At 41.9% G+C, this 21,563-nt stretch carries 22 protein-coding genes and 1 tRNA gene; 8 read left to right on the top strand and 15 right to left on the bottom strand.

Translation table 11 applies throughout. The features are described 5' to 3' along the window. The first annotated feature begins 148 nt into the window (after positions 1–148). The 3 genes from AC6JAD_RS06490 to AC6JAD_RS06480 all read left to right on the top strand — a co-directional run bounded on the left by AC6JAD_RS06490 (position 149) and on the right by AC6JAD_RS06480 (position 2,879). A complete protein-coding gene (locus tag AC6JAD_RS06490; protein WP_461304478.1) occupies positions 149–1,411 on the top strand; it encodes an RHS repeat-associated core domain-containing protein in 1,263 nt (420 codons plus the stop codon). Position 1,412: 1 nt separating this feature from the next. Further along, entirely contained in the window at positions 1,413–1,796 is a 384-nt protein-coding gene (locus AC6JAD_RS06485) for a hypothetical protein (RefSeq protein WP_461304477.1), read from the top strand. Positions 1,797–2,387: 591 nt separating this feature from the next. Further along, on the top strand, positions 2,388–2,879 hold the full coding sequence (locus AC6JAD_RS06480; RefSeq protein ID WP_461304476.1) for a hypothetical protein: 492 nt from the start codon (positions 2,388–2,390) through the stop codon (positions 2,877–2,879). A 209-nt stretch (positions 2,880–3,088) separates the two neighbouring features. Here the strand turns inward: AC6JAD_RS06480 and AC6JAD_RS06475 are convergent, their stop codons facing one another. Continuing rightward, entirely contained in the window at positions 3,089–7,051 is a 3,963-nt protein-coding gene (locus AC6JAD_RS06475; protein WP_461304475.1) for a M4 family metallopeptidase, read from the bottom strand. A gap of 211 nt (positions 7,052–7,262) precedes the next feature. Between AC6JAD_RS06475 and AC6JAD_RS06470 the strand changes: the two genes are divergently transcribed. Continuing rightward, the gene (locus AC6JAD_RS06470) at positions 7,263–7,727 is read left to right on the top strand and encodes a hypothetical protein (protein WP_461304474.1); all 465 of its coding nucleotides are present in this window, start codon (positions 7,263–7,265) and stop codon (positions 7,725–7,727) included. A 4-nt stretch (positions 7,728–7,731) separates the two neighbouring features. On the opposite strand, the gene AC6JAD_RS06465 is transcribed toward AC6JAD_RS06470, so the two are convergent. The 10 genes from AC6JAD_RS06465 to pdxA all read right to left on the bottom strand — a co-directional run bounded on the left by AC6JAD_RS06465 (position 7,732) and on the right by pdxA (position 15,363). Next, a complete protein-coding gene (locus AC6JAD_RS06465) occupies positions 7,732–8,190 on the bottom strand; it encodes a 3-oxoacyl-ACP synthase (protein ID WP_461304473.1) in 459 nt (152 codons plus the stop codon). After that, on the bottom strand, positions 8,171–8,860 hold the full coding sequence (gene mtgA / locus AC6JAD_RS06460) for a monofunctional biosynthetic peptidoglycan transglycosylase (protein ID WP_461304472.1): 690 nt from the start codon (positions 8,858–8,860) through the stop codon (positions 8,171–8,173). The genes AC6JAD_RS06465 and mtgA overlap by 20 nt, the downstream gene beginning before the upstream one ends. 49 nt (positions 8,861–8,909) lie before the next feature. Beyond that, positions 8,910–10,034 carry an NAD(P)/FAD-dependent oxidoreductase gene (locus tag AC6JAD_RS06455; RefSeq protein WP_461304471.1) on the bottom strand — a complete coding sequence of 375 codons (1,125 nt, stop codon included), beginning with the start codon at positions 10,032–10,034 and terminating at the stop codon, positions 8,910–8,912. Continuing rightward, positions 10,031–10,267: a hypothetical protein gene (locus AC6JAD_RS06450; RefSeq protein ID WP_461304470.1), complete on the bottom strand. Its 237-nt coding sequence runs from the start codon at positions 10,265–10,267 to the stop codon at positions 10,031–10,033. Before AC6JAD_RS06450 ends, AC6JAD_RS06455 begins: the two co-directional genes overlap by 4 nt. A 93-nt stretch (positions 10,268–10,360) precedes the next feature. Next, entirely contained in the window at positions 10,361–11,713 is a 1,353-nt protein-coding gene (gene accC / locus AC6JAD_RS06445; RefSeq protein ID WP_461304469.1) for an acetyl-CoA carboxylase biotin carboxylase subunit, read from the bottom strand. A gap of 70 nt (positions 11,714–11,783) precedes the next feature. Then, a complete protein-coding gene (accB, locus tag AC6JAD_RS06440) occupies positions 11,784–12,272 on the bottom strand; it encodes an acetyl-CoA carboxylase biotin carboxyl carrier protein (protein WP_461304468.1) in 489 nt (162 codons plus the stop codon). 28 nt (positions 12,273–12,300) lie between these two features. After that, a complete protein-coding gene (locus AC6JAD_RS06435; RefSeq protein ID WP_461304467.1) occupies positions 12,301–13,299 on the bottom strand; it encodes a beta-ketoacyl-ACP synthase III in 999 nt (332 codons plus the stop codon). Positions 13,300–13,478: 179 nt separating this feature from the next. Next, positions 13,479–13,676 carry a 50S ribosomal protein L32 gene (gene rpmF, locus AC6JAD_RS06430; RefSeq protein ID WP_461304466.1) on the bottom strand — a complete coding sequence of 66 codons (198 nt, stop codon included), beginning with the start codon at positions 13,674–13,676 and terminating at the stop codon, positions 13,479–13,481. An 8-nt stretch (positions 13,677–13,684) separates the two neighbouring features. Further along, positions 13,685–14,218, bottom strand: coding sequence for a YceD family protein (locus AC6JAD_RS06425; RefSeq protein WP_461304465.1), 534 nt, complete (start codon positions 14,216–14,218; stop codon positions 13,685–13,687). 80 nt (positions 14,219–14,298) lie between these two features. Continuing rightward, positions 14,299–15,363, bottom strand: coding sequence for a 4-hydroxythreonine-4-phosphate dehydrogenase PdxA (gene pdxA, locus AC6JAD_RS06420; RefSeq protein WP_461304464.1), 1,065 nt, complete (start codon positions 15,361–15,363; stop codon positions 14,299–14,301). Between the two features lie 58 nt (positions 15,364–15,421). Here pdxA and AC6JAD_RS06415 point away from each other — a divergent pair, with 58 nt between their 5' ends. Continuing rightward, positions 15,422–16,012: a riboflavin synthase gene (locus AC6JAD_RS06415; RefSeq protein ID WP_461304463.1), complete on the top strand. Its 591-nt coding sequence runs from the start codon at positions 15,422–15,424 to the stop codon at positions 16,010–16,012. Here AC6JAD_RS06415 and AC6JAD_RS06410 read toward each other — a convergent pair. The 3 genes from AC6JAD_RS06410 to mce all read right to left on the bottom strand — a co-directional run bounded on the left by AC6JAD_RS06410 (position 15,993) and on the right by mce (position 16,882). After that, a complete protein-coding gene (locus AC6JAD_RS06410; RefSeq protein WP_461304462.1) occupies positions 15,993–16,220 on the bottom strand; it encodes a PID-CTERM protein-sorting domain-containing protein in 228 nt (75 codons plus the stop codon). The two genes, AC6JAD_RS06415 and AC6JAD_RS06410, sit on opposite strands and share 20 nt — an antisense overlap. A gap of 111 nt (positions 16,221–16,331) precedes the next feature. Beyond that, positions 16,332–16,405 (bottom strand) — tRNA-Ile (locus AC6JAD_RS06405). Between the two features lie 75 nt (positions 16,406–16,480). Further along, positions 16,481–16,882 (bottom strand): methylmalonyl-CoA epimerase, encoded by a 402-nt coding sequence (mce, locus tag AC6JAD_RS06400; protein WP_461304461.1) that lies wholly within the window; start codon positions 16,880–16,882, stop codon positions 16,481–16,483. Between the two features lie 92 nt (positions 16,883–16,974). Here mce and rbfA point away from each other — a divergent pair, with 92 nt between their 5' ends. Next, complete coding sequence (gene rbfA / locus AC6JAD_RS06395) at positions 16,975–17,370, top strand: 30S ribosome-binding factor RbfA (protein ID WP_461304460.1); 396 nt, start codon at positions 16,975–16,977, stop codon at positions 17,368–17,370. 4 nt (positions 17,371–17,374) lie between these two features. Then, positions 17,375–18,580: an ABC transporter permease gene (locus AC6JAD_RS06390; RefSeq protein ID WP_461304459.1), complete on the top strand. Its 1,206-nt coding sequence runs from the start codon at positions 17,375–17,377 to the stop codon at positions 18,578–18,580. On the opposite strand, the gene dusB is transcribed toward AC6JAD_RS06390, so the two are convergent. After that, positions 18,577–19,569, bottom strand: a complete 993-nt coding sequence (dusB, locus tag AC6JAD_RS06385) for a tRNA dihydrouridine synthase DusB (RefSeq protein WP_461304610.1) — start codon at positions 19,567–19,569, stop codon at positions 18,577–18,579. The two genes, AC6JAD_RS06390 and dusB, sit on opposite strands and share 4 nt — an antisense overlap. 161 nt (positions 19,570–19,730) lie before the next feature. Here dusB and lepA point away from each other — a divergent pair, with 161 nt between their 5' ends. Then, on the top strand, positions 19,731–21,527 hold the full coding sequence (gene lepA / locus AC6JAD_RS06380; protein ID WP_461304458.1) for a translation elongation factor 4: 1,797 nt from the start codon (positions 19,731–19,733) through the stop codon (positions 21,525–21,527). Positions 21,528–21,563 lie beyond the last annotated feature (36 nt).

The raw sequence follows: 21,563 nt of genomic DNA, 5'->3' as shown, positions 1-21,563 counted from the left end.
AAACTACCGCAACCCTTCTTGGGGGTTGCGGTTTTTTGTTTTTTTTTGGTTCTTTCTTTTGGTAAAAGAAAGAACACTTTGTAAGGATGAAGAATATTGCACTTAGCTAGAGATCGGTCACCTGGCGGAGTCAGGAACTATTACCTACGTGTACGATGCGGTGGGGACCAAATTGAAAAAGACAGTGACCGAGGGGAGCACCACGCATACCACCAAGTATGCCAATGGGTACGTCTACCTGGACGACGAACTGCAGTTCTTTAGTCATGCGGAAGGGTATGTTCAACCCGTAGCGAATACCACGGAGGAGGTTAAGGGCTTTAAACAGGGGCAGACTACAACCAGTGCCTACCAGTATGTGTTCCAGTATGTGGATCACTTGGGCAACGTACGCCTGTCCTATGCGGATAGCGACCTGAACGGCTCTGTGGGCACCAGCGAAATCATAGAGGTGAGCCATTATTATCCCTTTGGGCTCAAACAAAAGGGGTACAATACCACAATTTCTACCCAAGGGAATGCGTTAGCACAGAACTATAAATATAATGGAAAAGAACTCAATTCAGAACTCGGTATGGAATTGTACGACTTCGGTGCGAGGAACTATGATGCATCATTGGGAAGATGGATGAACATCGATCCTTTGGCAGAACAAATGAGAAGGCACAGTCCGTACAATTATGCTTTCGATAACCCTATTTATTATATAGACCCTGATGGGATGGCTCCTGATACCGTAATTGTGAATGGTGATTTGGCTGATGAGGCAGTAGAGGATTTAAATGCTTCATCGAACACTTTGGCTATATCAAGAGATTCGGAAACTGGAGAACTTAGTGCAGCAATATTTAGTTTCGGTGCTGCGGAGGTCACAGCAGCGGACATGAAGCTTTTTGAAGCTATTAACAATCCAGATATTGTGGTTGATTTGAACGCGACATCTGACAATTTCGATGAAGACGGACTTGCAATTACAGGAGGAACTTTTGGAGGAAGTGAAGTAAAGGATGGAGTAGTAATTGCTACACAAATTGTCAATCCAAATCAAATGGAGATAATTGATCGTGTTGCTGAGAGAGGAGAAGGAGTAGGAACATTGCACGAAGTATTAGAGTCGTATGTAGGTGCTGAAGATTCTCGTGGAGCATCTAAAGCTGTTGAAGGAATCACCAATGACGCATATACAAATGCTCATAACAAAGCAGATGCTATAGACCCAAGACATAAGGCTGATTACAGTGTAACTAACACTTTAGTTAGTAACGGAAATAATGTTACAGTAATAAGATCTATTAGCTCTGGTAATAGAGCTGAGAATTTGGTAAATCAGACTATGACCAGAAAGAAATACAATAAATTGATAAGAAAGTCAGATAGAGCTTTGAAAAGACTCAAAAAAAGATCAAATTAAAATGAAAAAACTTGTAATTATTATTGTTGCCATTGTTGTAACAAGTTGTTCTTCATCATATGAAGTGGTTCATATTGCAAATGCACCTAATGAACCGTCGATAGTCTATGCAAAAAAAATAAACTCAAACTCTGATGAAGTCTTTGAATTAATTTCGCTGCCTAAAAAAGAAAATACTCAGAATTCTGTATTGATTAAAGAGGGAGGGGTTTATCGATTTAAGTTAAAGAAAAGCTTAAGAATAAATTTAGCAGCTTATAACGGTAAAACGAATCCAAATAATACACTGAGAGATTCAATTGATGGCTATAAAGTGAAAGGAGACTATTACTGTCCTGACCTATTTGGTTTAAATCTATATGGTAGCAATAGAAGGTCCAAGTAGATTTATTGGATAGGCTTATGCAGGATTGGGCAGGGCTGAGTATATTAAAAAAACTATATTTACAAAAACCACGACCCCCAAAACGAGGGCCGTGGTTTTTTGTTTTTCCTTGGGTCAGCTACAGGATGTGGTTTATGAAAAGGTGGTGGTTACCCGACTGGAGACGGGTGTCGGCTGGGAGATTAAATTAAAAAACCATGAAAGCAATAAATAACGAAAAGCTAATTATTGAGCTAACTAAGGAAGAGGTTGTAGTCCTATTCCCCCCTGCTAGCGCCCGACTCTGTCGGGTGCTTACACAAGAGTGGGCAAAGCTAGAATCTTTAAATAAAATACTATATTTACAGTACTACCACGACCCCCAAAACGAGGGTCGTGGTTTTTTGTTTTTTCCTTGGGTCAACTAAAGGCTGTCGTTTATCATAAGATATTGGTTACCCAACTGGAGACATGTGCCAGCTGGGGGAATAAATACAGTAAGGACAAAGATCATACTCATAAATCAATACATTATAAAGTACATGATGATGGAACACTCAAAAAATTATAACTTTTGAAACCCATAGAAATAATAAAAAAAAGACTAGTATAATGTTGTATTGTAAAAAGGGGGTGTCGATCAATTTACTTATTTTATCATTAACTCTATTTTTTTCATCTTGTAATTTTTGGATTGAAAATGACGATCCAATTAGCGGAAAATTACCCCCAATATCAGACCAAACCTTTCCTGTAGAAAATTGTGACAGTGATTTTGATGTTTTTTTTGAAAGCTTTTCTTGTAATGAGGAATTTCAAAAAAGAAGTTTATGGATTCCTTTGGAATACGCTTATCTAAATAGAAAGGATCCAAGTAGAAAAAAGTTTGTCACTGGCTATCTATGGAAAAAAGATTATACTTACATAGATCTATGTTTAATAGAAGAAAATAACAACTTTAGTGTTGAGAATGAACTACTAAAAGACGATCTGATTAGATGTAAATATCTAGATGCCGAAAACAATTTGTTTTATACGGAATACATTTTCAAATTTGATCATGGCTGCTGGTACTTAACCTCTATCACTGAAAGGTTATATTAGATCTCTATGAAATTTGTTTTTGGTATATTAATCATTTCTTTTTATCTACTGTATTTTTTTGAAAAGCCAACCCATCAAACATGATCATACAACAACCCCACTAGTGCCCCATTTCAGTCGGGTGCTTAGATAAGAATTAATAAGTCCATAATCATTAAACAAAAAGCCCCTCCTTACGAGGGGCTCATTGGTTATACAATCTTATTCAATTAATGAACGATGACTCGTTTCATAATAGCTCCTTCATGTGTTATAAACTTCACGAAGTACACTCCTTTTCTTAGATATGGACCTTCCCATGATACGGAAGTAAGCGTGTCTACAGACGTACGCATCTGGAATGCATTCACCTTTTCGCCGTAGAAGTTGTACACCTCTATGGTCACATCGGTTTCATGATCTGTTTGTACGTTAAAGGACATATCCCCATTGGTTGGGTTGGGCGTAACCGTAGCTACCAGCTTTTTAATGCCCCTTCCTCCTACGCATATGAAGTCTGATGGGGCCGAAAGGGATCCGTCGGCACAAATAGCCCTTACCTGAAGCACATAGCACCTTCCTTCTCCTAATGGAATCGGCGCACTGGTTTCAGTAGTCTGGAAGGGTACAATGGAGCTAGGCGCATCACATCTGCAATCGCTTGGCCAAACCATGGCATTTTCAACCACATATCCCTGTGCACCCGGCACTGGATCCCATGATAGGACTCCTTCCGTATATTGCACATTAATAGGTTGCTGTACCTCACAATCGGGATTCGGATCGTCTATAAAGCTACAATCGATCGGTCCACAGATTTCGCATTCCTCCCGGGTTTCTCCCTTACCGGCAAATCGACTCTTGTAAATGGCACGCATATAGCACACCTCTCCACAATCGCTTATCACTTTGTGCAGTAGGAAATAGTATACACCATCCTCGGCTGTTCCCCAGCTAAAGTTAACACCCGTTTGCATGGTAATAAAGGTAAAATCACCAGAATTAAGCTCTTCCCTAGAGTACAGATACCATTCGTGTACCACACTGGAGTTGTTTTCATACTCATACAATGGCACTGCATTGATGATATTATCCAAGGTGATTTCATGCTCAAATTCGGCAGTAAAATCGATAGGCTCTCCCGGTCCATTTGGCCAGTGTTCGAAAATAAGACAGCAGTCTACTTCCGCAGCCCTTACATTGCTTCTACCTCTGTTACACCATACTTCTACAGAGAAACAAAGCTCTCCACAATCCTCGGTAATTACTTTGTGGAATACCGTGTAGTATAGCTCATCTGCAAGGCCTGTTGCCAACACATGAGGTCCTGGCCCTGTGGTGGTCGTACTGGTTACTGGAGTATAAGGTCCCGCTCCTTGATTAGGACTGGACACAATATACCATTCGTGTGTGGCATTGAGATCGTCGTATAATTCGAAATCTGATACAGAAATCTCTACCCCTTCACTGCTGCACGTTTGGGTAACGGCAAAATCGGCCGAGTCGAACTTATCGCAATCAATACAAGGATCGAAACAGATATTGTCCAGTCCCCATTGTTCGTTACCGCTATCCACATCTACATAGAACAGTAATGATTGTACATTCTGAATAAGCGCATCCCAATCGGCTGCAGATCCCGTATTGATCACCCAGTGACCTACATCGTTACTTGGAAGTTCTCCTGCATCCGACACATCAATCGGTGCACAAATATTCACCCAACCATCGGCTACACTAATAGGGTTATCCAAGACAAAGGTTGCCGTGATTGTGGAAGTACAGTTATCAACTCCGTTTCCAATTCTCAGGCTACTGGATCCCGAAATGGTACTTCCCACATGGAAGGCATTTAAATCGAAACAGATACAGTTTCCTCTCTCGGTCCAATCCCCTGCAAAATCATCATGATTAAACATAAAGGACCCTGCGCTGCTGCATCCTCCATCGTCAATAAACAAATAGAAATCATCTGGTCCACCTATACTGTCATCATTTCTGTAGGCAACCCCATCGATATTGGAGCCTCCCCATCCATCTAACAAGTTAGGGTAACATTGCGCATCGCAAGACGTACCCATTAAGTCCGTGTACTGCTCACAATTAAAGTCGATACAGCCTTCTGGGCCATCGTCGCAGGGAGGACAAATAAGGTAGTCCTCAGCTTCCCCACAAACCGGTATGGCATCGCACGTAATTGGGCTATCGCTAACCACTACCCGTACGACCTCATCGCCCATAAGGGTTCCCGTATTTATTAAATCGGTAAAACTAACTCCTGTTCCTCCATTTGCATCAAGCTCGTTGTACAATTCCTCATCAGCGTCGCAGAAATCACCATCGCCATTAAGGTCAATGAACATTGCCAAATACACATTATCGGTAGAGGCCTGAACATTGATCTGTGGGAAGTCTGTTTCAAAAATTGGAATACAGCCTTCTTGGGTGTAATCGGTGTAATTGTCTGCACTTTCCCCTGAAGGGTTTTGATAGGAATCATCCCAAAGGCGAACCATTTCCACGAATGGACAACAGTTTTCGTGCTCCTCTCCAATTCCTACTGCATAAAAAGCATTTTGTGTGGAAATATGTTGTTGGGAACAATCCCCAAATAGATCGATAGCTGACTGAATTCCATATTCCCGAGCATCTGCATAATTGGAACTGGACGTAAGGTATACCGTTTCCATACGGTAAGCAATTTGCTCCGCATCCTCAATACCAATTCCAACCACATTGAACAAATCTCCATTGTCATTTACGCCATCTGTAGCTCCAGACCCTTCGGTCAAGAGGTAAAACCAGTGATTTAATACACTACTATTGGTGTGTACCCCTCCATTGTCCCCAGTTCCGAAAAACCAGAAATTACCATGGTACGTGTCGGGTAAACTCAAGGCGTTTGGATTGGACATATCCCTTAGCGCATATTGAAAAAGGGTAACTTCTTCCCCGATTAACCATCGGCTTTTCTCAGGAGCCGCAAGACTTTCTGCACAGGCACCCCAGATATCGGCTAATCCTTCATCTAACGCTCCAGATTCATCCTGATAGGTTAAATTGGAAGAGGTCTGATCTACTGCATGTCCCATTTCATGGGCTGCCACATCTAAAGAAGTAAGCGGGCTGAAAAAGGATCCGTCGCCATCCCCAAAGACGATATTGCTTCCGGTCCAGGCGGCATTATTAGGGCTTCCGAAAAAGCTCACATGGGCATAGGCACTAATAAAAGCTCCATTGCCATCATAACTATCCCTGCCGTGTACATCGTTGAAATAATCATATGTCATTTCCAGACCCCAGTGTGCATCTAATGCTGCTTGGTCCTGATTGGCATTGTTCCATTCTGCTGCAGTCCAATTGTCATCGTTATCAATAAACATTACAGCGCCACTTAGGTCGAAGAATTCGGCTCCTTGGTTGTTTAGGGTTCTAATACCATTACCGCGGGTAACGTCTACCAAGGTAAAGCCACCACCTACGACAGCTTGTGTTTCAATAATGCGATCACCACTGTACATCGTTTCGGCAGGTGCGGTACACATGATTTGTTCCCTGGCCACCACTATTCCTGTACGGGCATCCACAAAATAATGAGCCCTGTCTAAAGGGTCGTTGGAGAAGATATCGAACTTATATGTCAACGCATATTCATACGAATCGGAGTTTTCTTGTTTAATGGGTAAAATTACCAATTCGCCACTTGGTCTTTCGTAGTTCATTTCTGCGGCCGACTCGGCATGCTCCCATACATAGGATCTTGCGCCAATTCTGCTTAAAAGGGTTCGCAATGCCGCTTCGGCAGATAAGGAAGTACTTGTAGATGCGAGCACCACATTAAAGTATTCGCCATTGGCCGTTTGCAATAAGTTATCCTTTGCATGTACCTTGTAAATTCCATGCTCCACTTTTATACCCTTATGGTACTGCTGATAGGTATAGTGATTATAGGAAAGTTTGTCTGTTTCCTGCTTCACTTCCCTGAATTCCGTATTGCCATTCATTTTTAATTCTTCGGAAAAGAAACTTTGAATTTCCCCTACCTGGTAGGAGTTGCTTTTCTGAAAAACAATCATGCTGGCATTTCCATCTTTGGATTCAACCTTTTTCTTAACCCTGGAATCTTGGGCATCCCCATGAAAGAATGCTCCAAACAGCATTAAGAACAATAGAAGTTGTTGGATTTTTTTCATAATACATTGTTTATGTTAGCTCTTACTCTTTTCAGGCTTTTCAGAATCCGCCTTTGGAATCGATTCACCTAGAAGAGCCGTGGAAGTCATTTTGTTACCCCATTTTATATCAGGCACTATCAAAAGAAATAGTTGGTTACGTAGGAAAAGAGGCCATTTTACATCTTAGAAATTCACTAAATTTTATAGCTTAGCCAAAAATCACACTGTAATGATGGAACCCATAAGACATCTCTATCCTTTAAACAAAAGCAAAGCATTTTTTGCTGCTGTGCTTACCTTATTTGCCCTTTACATTGCTGTTGAAGAAGGGCTTCTTTATGGCTTTATCTTACTGGGAATTGGAGCTAAACTGGCAATGCGCCAAGGAATCGAACTGGATTTGACGGGGTTGGCGAAATACCGAAAGATAAATTCACTGTTTGGGTGGGCTATAGGTTCTTGGAAAATACTGCCAGAAATAGAATATATCTCTGTGTTTAAAACCAAAAAGAAAACCAGAACTAGGGGAGTATCTGCCGAAGCCACCATAGACTCTATTGTATATAAAGTGAATTTGTTCCACAATACCAATCAGCATATAGAAGTGTTTATGAGTGATGAAAAGGAGGCTGCCTTTAGGATGGCCGAACAGTTAAAGGAAACTTTACAATGCGAAATTCATGATGCCACTTAGTTACTTAGTAAAGGGCGAGTACTTCCATGTTTTTCCCATTAAAGTGAATGGTATCCCCTTTCTTCTTTCCCAAGAATAATTTCCCAATAGGTGTTCCGGGGGATATACAGTAACAATCGGTTTCCCCTAGGGTCATTTTTCCTGCTGAAATAGCCATAAAGTAGTTTCCATGGGTTGTTTCAAAATACGTTCCCAATGCGATGTGCGTGGGGAATTGTGCCATATTTATTTTGCCGAGAACCAATTCCAGGTTTTCTATTGCCAAAAGTTGTTTTCCCGCATTTTCACGATCCAATTGTAGCATGGCCCTCCCAGTATGGTGCTTATCTCCGGCCGTACTCTTCCCTTCATTGAATAGGGATTCTTCTATTCGGCCTATTTGATCTTGGATTTGCTTCTTCCTTTGGGAGACAAACTGCTCACAAAAATTCAAAAGTTGATCCTTAATTTTTTGCGGTTTCATGGGTTTTGAAATCAAGAGAGCCAAAGTTATACATTTGTCTCAAGACCCATTGCTTTCTTGTTTCCAAATAGGGAGTTCGGGGGTTGGCTTTGTATTCCCGCGGGTTCGGCAAAATTGCCGCAATTGCTGCTGCTTCGTGACGGGTTAGGTCCTTGGCTGGCTTGTTGAACCAATGTTGCGCCGCTGCTTCCACGCCATACACACCTTCTCCCATTTCTATGCTGTTTAGGTACACTTCGAGAATGCGTTCCTTGCTCCACAACAATTCAATTAGAAAAGTGAAATAAGCCTCAAATCCCTTCCTCACATAACTACGGCCGGGCCACAAAAATACATTCTTGGCAGTCTGTTGAGAAATCGTACTACCTCCGCGAAGGGTGTTTCCTTTTCGGTTTCTTTCGTAAGCAGCCTTTATGGCATTGTAATCAAAGCCATTATGATTCAAAAAGTGTTGGTCTTCGGCACAAATAACTGCCAACTGCATGCTTGGGGCCACCTTATCCAAGGCTATCCAATCATGTTGGGTGTCGGGGCCACCTTGCGCTGAGCGAATGGCCATTAATGAAGTGTACGGAACTGGAACAAACTTGTAGGCAAGCACCCAAATCACGCTCAATACCAGAAACCAGAGTAGGCCCTTAACTACTATCCTAGCAAATTTTTTAAGCATTTTTAGATTCTACCGCATACCAAAAGAATTGATAATGACGGCCTGTTTTTTAATTGGTGAATGATGAAAGTTGCTCACCGATAGAACTTCCTAAGGCGACACCCATACCACCCAATCGAACTCCACAATATACATGCGGCTCCAATTCTTTTACAATGGGTTTCTTCTGGGTGCCAACTCCCATTATACCACTCCATCGGCTGCTTATTTTAAACGTAAGATTGGGTAAAATTGTTGTGCGCAATAGCGCTTCTAACTCATTTTGAATACGTTGGGTGGTTTCCATTTGGGTAGTGGTTTCACCTTCGAAATCCAAATTGCGGCCACCGCCAAAGAGAATGCGGTTATGGATATTTCTAAAATAGTAGTACCCTTTTTCTAGGTGGAAGGTTCCTTTAATGTGCAGTCCGGGTATAGGTTCTGTTATTAAGACCTGTGCCCTTGCTGGTGCAACTGGCTCTTCCAGAAGTTGTCTTGCAAATCCATTGGTCGCTATAAAAAGCTCCTTCGTTGAAACTTCGATGGATGTATTAAGCAGTAAAGAAACACTATCCTTTTCGCTATTGAAGGAGGACACCTCAGTGTTATTGAGAATAAGAATATCGTTCCGAACGCATTTCTGCAGTAGGGCACGCATCATTTTTCCCGTGTCCAGTTGTCCTTCAAATTGATTAAAAATGAGCGAGTTTTGCACATTTTGGAAAGAAAATGGGTCGTTTTTAACAGAAAACACCTCTTTTTTGCCCGAAAAAGTCTCTTTTAGCAAATTATTGAGATAGGGAATTTTCTCGTTGCATTCGTCGAAAAGGGCACTGTCCGCGTTGCGAAAAAGTTCGTATCCGCCAAGTTCCTGATAGTCCAATGCATCGTCGCCTAAGTTCTCGCGTAGTAGTCGCAGTCCATTAATTCTATTCTGGACCAAGGAAACCACTTCTTCCTCCGTGTGGTGCTTTAGATCATCTAATAGCTCGGATGCGCTCCCAAAGCAAGCAAAGCCCGCATTTTTGGTGCTTGCGCCCGAGGGCAGCATTCCCCTTTCAAAAACGACAATTTTCCCTTTCGGGTGTTTTTTTCGAAGGGATAATGCACAGCTCAATCCCACGATACCACTTCCAATAATGGCGAAATCGATGTGGCGAAGCCACGTTTCTTGTTCCCAATAGGATAGGTTCATCTTCTTATTTTTTTTCGCCCTACCAATATTCCGATTATGATCAATACGGGAATGCTAAACACAAACTCCAATCCGGCAAGGACCAAAAGGGCTATGCAAATTCCTGCAAAAAAAGCGAAAAGAAAAAATTGACGGACTCCTTTTTTAACATTGCCCACACGATACCCATCGGAAATGAGAACTAAAGCCGGAATTAGGGAAAGTGCAAAAAGGACGTCCATGTACTGTAGCATAGGGAAAAGATACAGCAAACGGGTAAAAGAAAAAAGCACCGCCTTCAAATTGTAATGAATGCGGTGCTTTGCTATTGTTTAGAAAGGGTACGTTTATTCTTCTTCAGGTTCCCCCATTTCAAAATCATTCATGAAGGCTGTGGTATAGTTTCCTTCCACATAATCTGGGTGATCCATTAATTCCCTATGAAAAGGAATCGTTGTTTTAATTCCTTCAATAACAAACTCATCCAAAGCCCTTTTCATTTTGCTTATGGCTTCTTCACGGGTTTGAGCCGTGGTAATGAGCTTAGCAATCATCGAATCGTAGTTAGGAGGGATGATATACCCCGCATATACGTGCGTGTCCAACCGAACTCCATGTCCACCTGGTGCATGCAAGGTGGTAATTTTTCCAGGAGAGGGCCTAAAATTGTTATAAGGGTCTTCGGCATTGATTCTACACTCGATGGAGTGAAGTGATGGGTAGTAGTTTTTTCCCGAAATTGGAATTCCAGCCGCCACTTTAATCTGCTCACGTATAAGGTCATGGTCCACCACCTGTTCGGTAATAGGGTGCTCTACCTGAATACGCGTATTCATCTCCATGAAGTAGAAGTTTCGGTGTTTATCTACAAGGAATTCCACCGTTCCAGCTCCTTCATACTTTATAAATTCTGCAGCTTTTACCGCAGCTTTCCCCATGTCGTCTCGCAACTTATCGGTCATGAACGGGCTGGGGGTTTCTTCAGTCAGTTTTTGATGGCGTCTTTGCACGGAACAATCACGCTCACTCAAATGGCATGCTTTTCCGTTGCTGTCACCCACAATCTGGATTTCTATATGTCGAGGCTCTTCAATTAACTTCTCCATATACATATCGTCATTACCAAATGCAGCTTTACTTTCCATTCTGGCACTTTCCCAAGCATCCAGAAGATCATCTTCGCTCCAAACGGCACGCATCCCTTTTCCACCACCCCCGGCACTAGCCTTAAGCATTACTGGGTATCCTGTTTCTAATGCTACCTTCTTACAGGTTTCAAAATCTGGGATTACTCCGTCGCTTCCTGGCACACAGGGAACTCCGGCTGCTTTCATGGTGGCCTTTGCCATCGCTTTATCCCCCATTTTTTCAATCATGGAAGCGCTCGCGCCAATGAATTTTATGCTATGTTCTTCACATATCTTGGAAAACTTTGCATTCTCAGAAAGGAATCCATATCCCGGGTGTATGGCATCTGCATTGGTTATTTCTGCCGCTGCAATAATGTTGGCCATCTTCAGGTAACTTTCGGTACTTGGTGCAGGACCAATACAAACCGCTTCGTCTGCAAACCTAACATGCAGGCTTTCTTCATCTGCCTTCGAGTAAACAGCTACCGTTTTAATTCCCATTTCCTTACAGGTACGAATAACGCGTAGCGCTATTTCCCCCCTATTGGCAATAAGTATCTTTTTAAACATATCTTGGGTTATTTGAAACTCCAAGCCTCCCAGTGAAATGTACTAGTCGGCATAATGGAATTAGGAATACTTAAGATGGATCTATAATAAATAAAGGCTGATCGTACTCAACTGGAGAGGAATCGTCTAGCAATACCTTTACGATCTTACCGGAAATCTCACTTTCAATCTCGTTAAAAAGCTTCATCGCTTCGATAATACAAAGTGTGTCTCCCACACTAACGGTATCGCCCACTTCGAAGAAAACAGGCTTGTCTGGTGAAGGTTTTCTGTAGAAGGTTCCAATCATTGGGGATTTTATCGTAACGTATTTAGAATCATCTGCTGCAGGTGCTGCTTCTTGTGGAGCCGCTGCCGGGGCCGCTTCTGCAACAGGCGCAGGTGCTGCTGCAGGTTGTGCTGCAGTCATGGCAGGAATCTGCTGAATATACGTCGTCTCGGCTTTTCCGCCTTCTCCCGTTCGAATGGTGATTTTTACATCTTCCATTTCAAGCTTTACTTCGCTAGCTCCCGATTTGGCCACGAACTTGATAAGGTTTTGAATGTCTTTTAATTCCATAGTATGTTATTCTTGTTGATTGGTCTAATTAATTTGAATTATAGGCCCATTTTAAATAAAGTGACCCCCAGGTAAATCCGCCTCCAAAAGCAGCAAACACAATGTTGTCTCCTTTTTTAAGCTGCTTCTCGTAATCGCGTAGACATAGCGGCAAGGTGGCCGATGTCGTATTTCCGTATTTGTCAATATTAATCATCACCTTCTCTTCTGGAAGGTTCATTCTATTTGCCGTGGCATCAATAATCCTTTTATTGGCTTGGTGGGGAACCAACCAGTGTACATCGTCTCCAGAAAGGCCATTTCGCTTCATGATCTTCTCACTTACGTCTGCCATATTAGACACGGCGAATTTAAAAACGGTTCTTCCGTCCTGAAAAACATAGTGTTGCTTGTTGGCTACGGTTTCTGCAGATGCAGGGAGAATGGATCCTCCCGCATCAATTTTGAGATGCGGTCTTCCCACGCCATCTGTTCTAAGAAATTCATCCTGTACCCCCAATCCTTCTTCGTTGGGTTCGAATAATACCGCTCCAGCACCGTCGCCAAAAATGATGCAGGTCGCCCGGTCTTCATAATCTATAATGGAGGACATTTTATCTGCTCCTATTAATAGCACTTTTTTGTACCTCCCTGATTCGATATACTTGGCCGCTGTAGACATTCCAAAAAGAAAACTGGAACAGGCTGCGACTAGGTCATATGAAAAAGCGTTTACGGCTCCTATCTCTGAGGCAACGTAAACGCCTGTTACTGCTACTGGCATATCGGGTGTGGCCGTGGCCAAAATCACCATATCGATATCCTTAGGATCTGTATTGCTTTTTTCGAGAAGGTCTTTTGCCGCCTGGATGGCGAGGTAAGAAGTCCCTTTGCCTTCGTCTTTTAAAATTCGGCGTTCTTTAATTCCAGTTCGAGTGACAATCCACTCATCATTGGTATCCACCATTGTCTCCAGAATCTGGTTGGTGAGAACATACTCTGGGACATAGCCCCCTACAGCTGTAATCGCCGCTGTGATTTTACTCATAAAATCGAATTAAAATTCACTAAAAAGGCAAAAAACCTTTAAAAAGGAGTGAAAATTACTAATTTTTAATCAAAAACTACCTAAAAAATATTCGTTTTTGATGTTTGATGAGTGCTAATAAAAAACTCTCACATCCATCTTCGGGATCGTGAGAGTTTTTTATTAATATGTATAAGGTTTTAAGCCTCTACTTCTTCGGTTGCATCAATTACTACCTGACCTCTGTAGTATAGTTTTCCTTCATGCCAGTGCGCTCTGTGATATAGGTGAGCTTCTCCAGTTGTTGGGTCTGTAGCAATTTTTGGGGTTGTGGCTTTGTAATGCGTTCTTCTTTTATCTCTTCTTGTTCTTGAGATTTTTCTCTTAGGATGTGCCATTACTAATATTATTTATCCGTTAATAGTTTCTTTAAATCATCCCACCTTGGATCGGTTTCCTCTTCGGTTTCCTTTTCCTCTTTGGGACTTAACTCTTCAAGTTTTTCGAGTATATCACTTTGTAAGCTGCCATCTTCAATTCCGGGGTGAATCCTGCGGGAAGGCATGGATAACACAATAGATTCATAGACTTGCTGTTGGATATTGACCTGGTAACTTCCGTGAGGTAGGATCACTATGTCCTCTAACTCATCGTTAAAAGCTTCACCAAACTTCACTACAAAATGATATTCTCCCTGTAAAGGTTGTTCATAGGGTTCATTGGTGAGGTCGCAATTTACATTTACTTGTCCTTTAAACTGAAGGGTGAACTCCAATAAGGTAGTTTTCTTATTCAGCAAAACATCAAGAACAAGCGCAGCATCATTAAATTCGTCATACTCAAAATGCTCAAAGAACGTATTTTCGATATCCATTTTAAAGGTGTGCTCCCCAACTTTCAATCCTACAAAAGGAATGGTAAATTCTTTCAGTTCCTTCATATTCACACCTAATTTTATGCTATCTCCTTACGAATAAGGCGGCTGCAAAGATAAAAAATATTTTAATTCTCCAATTCTAATTATGAATTCTTTTTTGGAGCAGGTTTTTTTCTGTTTACCATCAACGGATTCTCAGAAAAAGCCTTGTAGTCATTGCGTTTTCGAAATATATGAATAGCTGTAAATACCGCTTCCTTGAAGGAATCGGGATTGGCAATGTTCTTCCCTGCAACATCGTAAGCCGTTCCGTGATCGGGAGACGTGCGAATTTTGTTGAGCCCAGCAGTGTAATTTACACCCATGCCAAAGGACAATGTTTTAAAAGGAATAAGCCCTTGGTCATGATACGAGGCAATCACCACATCGAAGTTTTTATAATTGCCGGACCCAAAAAAACTGTCTGCGGCATAAGGTCCCATCACTATTTTTCCATTGTTTCGAATATTGTCCAGCACAGGCTTCATTACCTTGTCATCCTCTTCTCCAATAACACCATTGTCCCCATTGTGTGGATTAATTCCCAATACGGCAATCTTTGGTTTAATAATTCCAAAATCCTCTACCAGTGTTTTGTGAATGGTGTTGATCTTCTTTTCTACAAGTTCCCTCGTAATGGTTTGGGGTACGTCCTTCACCGCCACGTGATCCGTAAGCAATCCCACTTTTAATTCCTGAGACACCATTAGCATGAGGCTATTACCCCCAAGTTCTTTTGCAAGATAATCTGTATGGCCGGGAAACTTGAAGGTGTCAGACTGCACATTGCTTTTATTTATTGGAGCAGTTACCAACACATCTATGTGGGAATCTTTCAAAGCCGCCGTCGCCGCTTCCAAGGACTGCACAGCATAAGAGCCTATCTTTGGATCTTCTTTTCCAAACTCAATATCTACAGGCTCCTTCCATACATTGAGCACATTAATCTTTTTGTGAACGATACTTTGAAGGTTATCGATACCATGTAAACTTAAGTCAAGCTCATATGTTTTTTTGAAAAAAGACATGAGTTTCACCGAGGCAAAAATGACCGGGGTACAAAACTCCAGCATTCGGTTGTCTTGAAAAGCTTTCAAAACTACCTCGCTGCCAATTCCATTAAGGTCCCCAATGGAAATCCCGACTATCGTTTTTTCGTTTTTAGACATACGTCCTGCTACTTATTAATGTGTTATTTTTGCACTACAAATGTAACCAATTGAATTCATGTTTACAGGAATTGTAGAGACTATTGGAGAAATTACCGCACTTACCCAAGAAGCCGAAAACCTTCATATAAAAGTAAAGTCCTCCCTTACCCCCGAATTGAAAATAGACCAAAGTGTAGCCCATAATGGTGTTTGTCTTACTGTTGTGGCTATAGATGGTAGTGAATATGTAGTGACCGCCATTAAGGAAACGTTGGACAAAAGCAATCTGGGCGAACTTGTTGTTGGAAGTTCGGTAAATCTGGAACGTGCCATGAAATTAGGTGATCGATTGGACGGTCATATAGTACAGGGACATGTAGACCAAAAAGGAAAATGCCTCAATGTTGCTTCAATGGATGGCAGTTGGGTCTTTACCTTCGAATACGATCCTTCTTTGGGCAATGTAACCATTGAAAAAGGCTCCATTACTGTTAATGGTGTGAGTTTAACCGTTGTTAACTCTAAGGATAAAGAGTTTAGTGTCGCTATTATTCCCTATACCTATGAACATACCACCTTCAATAGTATACAGGTTGGAACTTCGGTTAATTTAGAATTTGATGTTGTAGGAAAATACTTAAAAAGGCTTAGTCAAGGATATCTTTAGCCTTTCTTCTTTGCAGTAATACGTAGGCGCCGTAGATAATTCCAGCGATTAAAAGGATATATAAACTGCTATCAATAGGAAGTTCGCCTGGAGTTCTTTGGGCAGGTGGCGGAGGGCCCGCATCCTTTCCTGAGGATTGTCCAAGCATAAGAGTACTATTTGCTAGAAATAGCACAAAGGTCACTATAGTTACGATTTGGGGTCGCATATACATCGGCTAATGTAATAATTTTTTTTAAACAACAAAGTAAATTTGAAGTTATCAAAAATATATTAACTGCTTTTTTTAAAATAAATTGTCCTTCCTATCAAAAAAATGTGGTCCCACTTGGGCTCGAACCAAGGACCCCCTGATTATGAGTCAGGTGCTCTAACCAGCTGAGCTATGGGACCTTTCCGCTTTCCGCCATTATTCGGTAAAAACGAGCGGCAAAGGTATAATACTTTATAATTTTAGCAAAACTATTTCTAATTTATCTCCTGACAGAGCTCAACCAGCACGCCATGCGACGATTTAGGGTGTAAAAACACCACCCATTTATTGTCCGCACCGCGCTTAGGCTCTTCATTCAAAACCACAAAACCCTCTTTTTTAAGACGTTCCTTTTCTGCATGTATGTCGTCTACAGCAAAGGCGATGTGGTGAATCCCCTCGCCCTTCTTTTCAATAAACTTGGCAATTGGGCTATCCTCTCGGATAGCTTGCAACAATTCAATTTTACTCTCGCCACAGGTAAAAAAAGAAGTCATTACACCTTCTCCTTCTACGGTTTCTGTTTTGTAGTGCTCATAGCCCAGCAAGCTTTTGTAGGTTTTGTTGGCTGCTTCTATATCTTTAACGGCTATTCCTATATGTTCTATTTTGTTCATGAAAATTTCATTTTCCTTCTATTTTCCAAAATTACAAAACCCAAGTGTATGTGATTGAGATCATTCCTAATTAATTGTAGTATTTTTGCAGCATGACAGAAAGTAATAGGCAAAAGAAAATCGCAGGGGTTCTTCAAAAGGACTTATCTACCCTGCTACAAAATATGTTGAAAGAAGCTGGGCAGCAAGGAATCATTATATCCGTTTCCAAAGTGAATGTTACGGTAGATTTATCTATCGCTAAGGTATATGTAAGTGTGTTCCCTTCGGAAAAGGCGGAGGCTATCGTGGCCGAAATCAATACCATAACCCCTTCCATAAAACATAAAATGGCACAGCTCACAAGGGATCAGCTGCGTAAAATGCCCGACCTCAATTTTTACAACGATGATTCGTTAGACTATATAGATCGTATTGAACAAGCGGTAAAAGGGGAAGAAAACCCTTTGAAAAATCCAGACCTATTGGAACAGCGGAAAAAGAAATAGTCTTTTGAGGTACCCCATATACATTGCGAAACGCTATTTGTTTTCCAAAAGCAACCGAAACGCGGTAAATATCATTTCCTTTATTGCCGTAATCGCCGTTATTGTGGGATCCATGGCTCTATTTATTGTGCTTTCTGGGTTTTCTGGGTTAAAACATTTTGCCCTTCAGTTTACCAATGTGTTCGATAGTGACCTAAAGGTAAGCCCGGCCAAAGGGAAAACCTTATCCATTTCCCCAGAACAGTTCCTGCAATTACAACAGGTTGAAGGAGTCGATGCCGTATCCAAAATAATAGAAGAACGTGTATTTCTTCAATATCAAGGGAAAAACCACATTGCTTTCATTAAAGGGGTCGACACCCAATACGCCGCCGTAGTGCCGACAGACAGCATTCTTTTTACTGGAGACTGGATCATTCCCAACCAAGATGAGGTGGTCGTTGGGTTTGGGATTTCTAATAAGCTTTCCCTACCCGCGAGGGATTATGGCAACCTATTGGAAATCTACGTTCCCAAGCCTGGGACGGGTCAAATAAATATTCTAGATCCTTCCTCGGCATTTTCCCAAAGGAAAGTGGTAGCCAGTGGAATATATGAGATAAACGATGACCTGAATAGTAAGTACGTTTTTTCGGACCTTCCTTTTGCTCAAGAACTGTTGGGGCTGGACTCCTTAAAGGTTTCCTCATTAGAATTTAAACTAAACCCTTCTAGTGTTGAAGGTGATCTTTCCGCTGCCATTACTGGTATTTTTACCGAAGAAGTAGTTATAAAAAATCGCATTCAGCAGAATGATGCCCTCTACAAGATGTTGAATGCGGAAAATCTTTTCACTTATCTTTTTGTAAGCCTCATTGCCGCCATTGCCATTTTTAACTTGGCGGGGACCATTATTATGGTAATTCTAGAAAAAAGAGGCAACATTAGGACCTTGTTCTTTCTGGGACTCACCATTCGTGAAATTCGGAAAATCTTTTACTACAATGGCCTTATGATGACCTTACTTGGTGTTGGCATCGGGCTTTTTTTAGGTTCCGTAGCTGTTCTAGTGCAATTACAATTTGGGTTAGTTCCCATCACTCCCACGCTTGCCTATCCCGTTAAATACAATATACTAAACCTGCTCTTGGTACTGGTTACCATTACAGCTTTGGGCGCTATTGCTTCCAAAATTGCGTCCTTAAAAGTGACCGAAAAATTGTTGGATTAAACAAACTGAAAGTCCCCAAACTTCTCCAATACCTCATCGAAGGCATCGAAAACAGATGCTGAATCATCGCTGGTAACCATTTTCATTCTGTATTTTTTAAAATCTGGGATCCCTTTGAAGTAATTGGTATAATGCCGCCGGGTTTCGAATACGCCCAACTTCTCGCCTTTCCAATCAATGGACATTTGCAAGTGCCTACGGGCAGCCTCAACCCGCTCCACCATGGTGGGTGGGGCTAGGTGTGTTCCCGTTTCAAAATAATGTTTTACTTCCCTAAAAAACCATGGGTATCCTATGCTGGCCCTTCCTATCATGGCGCCATCCAATCCATAGGCATCCCTCATTTCCATTGCGCGTTCAGGGGAATTAACATCTCCATTCCCAAAAACCGGAATGTGCATCCGAGAGTTATTCTTTACTTCGGCAATGGGTGCCCAATCGGCATCTCCCTTGTACATTTGTGCCCTTGTTCTCCCATGAATGGAAATGGCTTTGCACCCTACATCTTGTAAGCGTTCCGCCACCTCAACAATTTTAATGGAATCGTGGTCCCAACCCAATCGGGTCTTTACGGTCACGGGCAATTTGGTATGCTTCACCATGGCTTCGGTAAGTGAAACCATGAGGTCAATATCCTTAAGTATTCCTGCACCGGCTCCCTTGCTCACCACCTTCTTAACAGGGCATCCAAAATTAATGTCAATGATATCTGGACCACTAGCTTCAACAATTTCAACACTGCGAAGCATGGATTCCAATACTGCACCAAAAATCTGAATCCCTACGGGGCGCTCCTTTTCATAAATGTCCAACTTCATAACGCTTTTGGCCGCATCACGAATAAGCCCTTCAGAAGAGATGAACTCCGTATACACCACATCGGCTCCCTGTTCCTTGCACAAAGCCCGGAATGGTGGATCGCTTACATCCTCCATAGGCGCAAGCAATAATGGAAATTCTCCAACCTCTATGTCTCCAATCTTTACCATAGCTGCTGCAAAAATACTGAAATAAAGAATCTTTCCCACCCCATATTGATGTATTGCCAAGTAGGTTAATGAAGTGAGGTATAAAACAATAGACTATATTTCAACAAAAAAGCAGTTAAATTGCACTATATTTGCCGCCTAATTGCCGCAGGAAAGAACCTATGAAGAACATTCGCAATTTTTGCATTATCGCGCACATTGACCATGGTAAAAGTACCTTGGCAGATCGTTTATTGAGCTTTACCGGTGCTGTGACCGAAAGGGAGGAACAAGCGCAATTGTTGGATAACATGGATTTGGAGCGTGAGCGTGGAATTACTATTAAGAGCCACGCTATTCAAATGAATTATACATACAAAGGGGAGGAATATATCCTGAACCTTATCGATACTCCGGGCCACGTAGATTTCTCCTATGAAGTATCAAGGTCCATCGCGGCTTGCGAAGGGGCACTATTGGTAGTAGATGCTGCACAAAGTATTCAGGCACAGACCATTTCAAATTTATACTTAGCGCTGGAAAACGATCTTGAGATCATTCCAGTTTTGAACAAGGTAGACCTACCTTCGGCCAATCCGGAAGAGGTTACCGATGATATTGTAGACCTACTGGGTTGTGATCCGGACGAGGTCATTCCTGCCAGTGCAAAAACAGGAATTGGTATTGAAGAAATCCTGTCGGCTATTATTGAAAGGGTCCCTGCACCTGAAGGCAATCCAGATGAATCGCTACAGGCATTGATCTTCGACTCTGTATATAACCCATTTAGGGGCGTGGAAACGTACTTCAGAGTCATTAACGGTTCTATTAAAAAAGGGCAGCAAATCAAGTTTGTCGCCACAGGGAAAAATTATTTTGCAGACGAAGTAGGAACCTTGCATTTAACCCAAACCCCTAAGAAAGAAATTGGATGTGGCGATGTGGGATATCTCATTACCGGGATAAAGGACGCCCGTGAAGTAAAGGTGGGTGATACCATTACGGATGCCAAAACCCCAACCGAAAATGCGATTGAAGGATTCGAAGATGTGAAACCTATGGTATTTGCAGGGATTTACCCAGTAGACACCGAAGACTATGAAGAACTTCGGGCCTCCATGGAGAAATTGCAACTAAACGACGCCTCTTTGGTCTTTCAACCAGAAAGTTCGGCAGCACTTGGATTTGGTTTTAGGTGTGGTTTCTTGGGTATGCTTCACTTAGAAATAATACAAGAACGCTTAGAACGTGAATTCGATATGACTGTTATTACAACAGTGCCCAACGTATCCTATCATGCCTATACCAATAAAGCCCCCGATGAAATTATCTTGGTAAATAACCCCAGTGATTTGCCGGAGCCTTCTACCTTAAATCGTGTTGAAGAACCCTACATAAAGGCAACCATTATAACCAAGGCCGATTTCGTGGGTCCGGTTATGTCATTGTGCATTGAAAAAAGAGGTCAAATCACCAATCAGACTTACTTAACTACAGAGCGTGTAGAACTAATGTTCGATATGCCTCTGGCAGAAATCGTGTTTGATTTTTATGATCGTCTCAAGACCGTTTCCAAAGGATATGCCTCTTTCGACTATAGTCCTATTGGGATGCGTTCTTCTAAATTGGTGAAAGTGGATGTCTTATTGAATGGGCAAACTGTAGACGCCCTTTCTGCACTATTGCATCAAGACAATGCTTATGACATTGGTAAGAAAATGTGTGAAAAGCTGCGCCAGCTCATTCCACGGCAACAGTTCGACATTCCGATTCAAGCAGCTATCGGTGCCAAAATTATTGCGCGTGAAACCGTGAAGGCATTGCGAAAAGATGTTACCGCCAAATGTTATGGTGGGGATATTTCCCGTAAACGAAAACTTCTGGAGAAGCAGAAGAAAGGTAAAAAACGTATGCGCGCTGTGGGTAATGTAGAGATTCCGCAGGAAGCCTTTATGGCCGTATTGAAGCTGAATGATTAATCCTTCTTCGATAACTAAGGCAAGGCGCTCTGTCTT

Source organism: Aureisphaera sp. (assembly GCF_059726885.1).
Note: the sequence above shows the minus strand (reverse complement) of the source record. Positions and strands in the feature narration are given on the sequence as shown.

What these genes read in the sequence shown, in the direction of transcription:
- accB (WP_461304468.1), bottom strand. Translation starts at nt 12,272, where the DNA reads ATGGAATTAAAAGACATTCAAAACCTTATCAAGTTCGTGGCCAAATCG.
- rpmF (WP_461304466.1), bottom strand. Translation starts at nt 13,676, where the DNA reads ATGGCACATCCTAAGAGAAAAATCTCAAGAACAAGAAGAGATAAAAGA.
- AC6JAD_RS06410 (WP_461304462.1), bottom strand. Translation starts at nt 16,220, where the DNA reads ATGCGACCCCAAATCGTAACTATAGTGACCTTTGTGCTATTTCTAGCA.
- mtgA (WP_461304472.1), bottom strand. Translation starts at nt 8,860, where the DNA reads ATGCTTAAAAAATTTGCTAGGATAGTAGTTAAGGGCCTACTCTGGTTT.
- pdxA (WP_461304464.1), bottom strand. Translation starts at nt 15,363, where the DNA reads ATGTCTAAAAACGAAAAAACGATAGTCGGGATTTCCATTGGGGACCTT.
- AC6JAD_RS06470 (WP_461304474.1), top strand. Translation starts at nt 7,263, where the DNA reads ATGATGGAACCCATAAGACATCTCTATCCTTTAAACAAAAGCAAAGCA.
- mce (WP_461304461.1), bottom strand. Translation starts at nt 16,882, where the DNA reads ATGAACAAAATAGAACATATAGGAATAGCCGTTAAAGATATAGAAGCA.
- AC6JAD_RS06435 (WP_461304467.1), bottom strand. Translation starts at nt 13,299, where the DNA reads ATGAGTAAAATCACAGCGGCGATTACAGCTGTAGGGGGCTATGTCCCA.
- AC6JAD_RS06425 (WP_461304465.1), bottom strand. Translation starts at nt 14,218, where the DNA reads ATGAAGGAACTGAAAGAATTTACCATTCCTTTTGTAGGATTGAAAGTT.
- lepA (WP_461304458.1), top strand. Translation starts at nt 19,731, where the DNA reads ATGAAGAACATTCGCAATTTTTGCATTATCGCGCACATTGACCATGGT.
- AC6JAD_RS06475 (WP_461304475.1), bottom strand. Translation starts at nt 7,051, where the DNA reads ATGAAAAAAATCCAACAACTTCTATTGTTCTTAATGCTGTTTGGAGCA.
- accC (WP_461304469.1), bottom strand. Translation starts at nt 11,713, where the DNA reads ATGTTTAAAAAGATACTTATTGCCAATAGGGGGGAAATAGCGCTACGC.
- AC6JAD_RS06480 (WP_461304476.1), top strand. Translation starts at nt 2,388, where the DNA reads ATGTTGTATTGTAAAAAGGGGGTGTCGATCAATTTACTTATTTTATCA.
- AC6JAD_RS06455 (WP_461304471.1), bottom strand. Translation starts at nt 10,034, where the DNA reads ATGAACCTATCCTATTGGGAACAAGAAACGTGGCTTCGCCACATCGAT.
- AC6JAD_RS06450 (WP_461304470.1), bottom strand. Translation starts at nt 10,267, where the DNA reads ATGCTACAGTACATGGACGTCCTTTTTGCACTTTCCCTAATTCCGGCT.
- AC6JAD_RS06485 (WP_461304477.1), top strand. Translation starts at nt 1,413, where the DNA reads ATGAAAAAACTTGTAATTATTATTGTTGCCATTGTTGTAACAAGTTGT.
- rbfA (WP_461304460.1), top strand. Translation starts at nt 16,975, where the DNA reads ATGACAGAAAGTAATAGGCAAAAGAAAATCGCAGGGGTTCTTCAAAAG.
- dusB (WP_461304610.1), bottom strand. Translation starts at nt 19,569, where the DNA reads ATGGTAAAGATTGGAGACATAGAGGTTGGAGAATTTCCATTATTGCTT.
- AC6JAD_RS06415 (WP_461304463.1), top strand. Translation starts at nt 15,422, where the DNA reads ATGTTTACAGGAATTGTAGAGACTATTGGAGAAATTACCGCACTTACC.
- AC6JAD_RS06465 (WP_461304473.1), bottom strand. Translation starts at nt 8,190, where the DNA reads ATGAAACCGCAAAAAATTAAGGATCAACTTTTGAATTTTTGTGAGCAG.